The sequence below is a fragment of the Mesorhizobium sp. M7A.F.Ca.US.002.01.1.1 genome, assembly GCF_004022955.1.
Lineage (GTDB): Bacteria > Pseudomonadota > Alphaproteobacteria > Rhizobiales > Rhizobiaceae > Mesorhizobium > Mesorhizobium ciceri.
The window spans coordinates 1-2,797 of the sequence record NZ_RZQE01000623.1 but is presented as its reverse complement, the minus strand read 5'-3'; the positions used below and the strand labels follow the sequence as shown (position 1 = coordinate 2,797).

At 64.2% G+C, this 2,797-nt stretch carries 3 protein-coding genes and 1 pseudogene; 1 reads left to right on the top strand and 3 read right to left on the bottom strand.

The genetic code is table 11. The features are described from left to right. From EN932_RS33075 to ftsE, 3 genes and pseudogenes are all read right to left on the bottom strand, one after another. Positions 1–204 (bottom strand): annotated as a pseudogene (locus EN932_RS33075) (YdcF family protein); the annotation flags it as partial. A gap of 133 nt (positions 205–337) precedes the next feature. Next, positions 338–1,333 carry an ABC transporter permease gene (locus EN932_RS33070; RefSeq protein WP_013529399.1) on the bottom strand — a complete coding sequence of 332 codons (996 nt, stop codon included), beginning with the start codon at positions 1,331–1,333 and terminating at the stop codon, positions 338–340. After that, a complete protein-coding gene (gene ftsE, locus EN932_RS33065; protein ID WP_010911739.1) occupies positions 1,326–1,985 on the bottom strand; it encodes a cell division ATP-binding protein FtsE in 660 nt (219 codons plus the stop codon). The genes EN932_RS33070 and ftsE overlap by 8 nt, the downstream gene beginning before the upstream one ends. A 192-nt stretch (positions 1,986–2,177) precedes the next feature. Here ftsE and EN932_RS33060 point away from each other — a divergent pair. Next, positions 2,178–2,797, top strand: a 620-nt coding sequence (locus tag EN932_RS33060) for a hypothetical protein (protein ID WP_128369401.1), incomplete at its 3' end; no start/stop codon positions are given.

Below are 2,797 nucleotides of genomic sequence, written 5' to 3'. Positions count from 1 at the left end.
ATGGGGGGGGGTGGTAAGGTGACTGACCTTGTTGGCGAACCAACCGAAACCGCCGGCAAACAAAGTTGCAAGGATGAGGACGGAGAGGGCGGACAGGCGCAGCGTGGCTCTTAGACGGCTCACAGCGCGGCGGTCATGCGAACGTGCAACCACCACTGGCATCTGCCCAGCCGTACCGGTCGAATCCCGCGCGTCCATCGCCATATGGTTAATCCTGAAATGCGGCCTTGGGTAGGTAAAAGACGCACTTTGCGTTACGCGAATTCTCTATTCGTGATCACCGTGTTTTATCCATGTCGTTATCCCAAAACCCGTTCCCACTTTTGGGGGACATGAATTAGCCTGCATCCGGTTGGCGGACATCGATGTCGCTGAGATAGGCAACGACGGTGGCGTGCGAGGTTGCCGCCGTCAGTCCGCCGATCACCAGCACCATCAAGACGACACCGAGATAGCCTGCCGAACCGATGGCGAAATTGCCGAACAGGGCGGTCGCCTGGTCGGCCTGCGGCGTCGCCATATTGCGCGACGACCACCAGGAAAAGACGATGAACACGAGCACTGCCGCAGCACCGCCGGCCGCCGCTCCCTTCATGCCGGTGACCAGGAAATGCCGGCGGAATTCGCGCGCGATAAAGCGTGCCTCGGCGCCGACGAAATGCAGCACCTCGATGATGTGACCGTTGCCGGCCATGGCGCCGCGCGTCGCGAACACCACCGTCAGCACCGTCGCCGACAGCATCAGCGCCAGCACGGCGATGCCGATGGTCACCGTGGTGCGGGCCATCGCCACCAGCCGGTCGACCCAGGTGCGGTGATCGTCGAGCGATGCGCTCGGCAGTTTCGGGGTGATCGCGGCGCGTATGGCGGCGAAATCGGGCGGGCTGTTCTCGTCGATGGTGACGATGATCAGTCGCGGCACCGGCAATTCGTCGATGTTGAGGCCCGAGCCCAGCCAGGGCTCAAGGAGCCGCGCGGTCGCCTCGCGGTCGATGATCCGGGTCGCCTTGACGCCGGGGAATTCGCCGGCGATCTGCGAGGCCTGGGTAAGGGCTGCTTCCATGTCGAGGCCGTCGACCGGCTTGATCTGGATCGTTGCCTCACGTGAAATCTGGTTCTCCCAGACGGACGCTGTGTCGCGCACCAGCGTCACCGCGCCGAAAGTCAGGCAGGACAGGAAGGTCATGATGGCGATGACCAGCACCAGCGCCCGGCCGGCGATGTTCTGCGCCGGCACGATCGGCGCCATCCTGCGCTGGGCGCGCGGCTTTGCTTCGGTCGCCTCGGCGTCCTGCTCCCTTTCCACAAAATGTTCGGCGGACAGTTCAGTCATAGATGTCCAGCCTTCCCCCGGCCAGGATCATGCGGCGCGCGTCGACCTGCTCCATCAAGCCGAGGTCGTGGGTGGCGATCACCACGGCGGTGCCGAGACGGTTGAGTTCGATGAACAGCCGCAGCAGGCGTCGCGCCAGCGGCGGATCGACATTGCCGGTCGGTTCGTCGGCGAGCAGGATTTCCGGCTGCTCGATCAGCGCCCGCGCGATCGCGGCGCGCTGCTTCTCGCCACCGGACAGAACCGGCGGCAGCACATGCATGCGTTCGCCCAGCCCGACCCACTTCAACAGCTCGGTGACATCGGTGCGGTAGCTCGCCTCCTCGCGCCCGCGCACGCGCAGCGGCAGCGCGACGTTCTCATAGGTGGTCATGTGGTCGAGCAGCCGAAAATCCTGGAACACCACGCCGATCCGGCGTCTGAGATGCGGCAGCTCGGTGCGGGAAATGCGGGAGCGATCCTTGCCGAAGATGGTGATCAGCCCGCGCGTCGGCTTCAGCGACATGAACAGCAGGCGCAGCAAGGTCGTCTTGCCGGCGCCCGAAGGCCCGCTGAGGAACTGGAAGGAGCGCTCCGGAATGTGCAGGGAGATGTCGCGGAGGATTTCCGGACCCATGCCATAGCGGAGGCCGACATTTTCGAAGCGAATCAATTTCGACGACCTGAAATTCGGCACGGCAGTGAGCCGGCCTGTTCTGGGTAAAGACCATCGGCCGGCATGGTTAACCGGCGGTTAATTCCTAGGCTCTTTCGACTCGTCACGAGGGCTCCGGTGGGGAAGCGTTAACCATTTGTGTTTACGCAAAAGAAACGAAAAGCGAACACGTGCTGCAATGCTGGGGCCATGATGGCTGACGATCGAACCGCGCGCCCGGTTTCCGGCGAAATCATGACCGATCCGGCGGCAATTGCCGCGACGGACCGGTTCATGCGCGGTTCGGCCGCCGACATCGTCGATGCCGATTACGTGGTGATGCCGCGCCTTGCACCTGCCGTGGAAAGCGTTTCGCCGCTGCCGCGTGCGATCGTCATGCCACCCATCGAAGGCATGGACATGCTGCGCAAGCCCGAAGCCCCGCCGGAGCGGCTACCAGCCTCGCGCGGCGGGCCGATCTTCTGGATCGCCGGCATCGGCGCTGCCTTGGCCGCCTTCTGGGTTTCCGGCGGGCACGCGCTGGTGCGCCAGGTGCCGTTCCTGTCCAGCGCGCAAGCGTCGGCGCTCAGCATTTCGGGCGTCACGTCACGCGTCGATGCTTCCGGACCGAACCCTGCGCTGTTCGTCGATGGCGAGGCCGCCAATGACGGCGCCAAACCGGCGCAGCTGCCGCCGCTTGAAATCCGGGTGACCGGCAATGACGGGCACATCACCCGCTATACGTTGGGGACATCCGGCCGTTCGCTGGCCTCTGGCGAAAGATTCGGCTTTGCCAGCCGGCTCGACGTGCCTAGAAACGGTGTAAGAAC

Excerpts from the sequence above, each read along its gene's own strand:
- EN932_RS33070 (WP_013529399.1), bottom strand. The coding sequence starts at position 1,333 with ATGACTGAACTGTCCGCCGAACATTTTGTGGAAAGGGAGCAGGACGCC.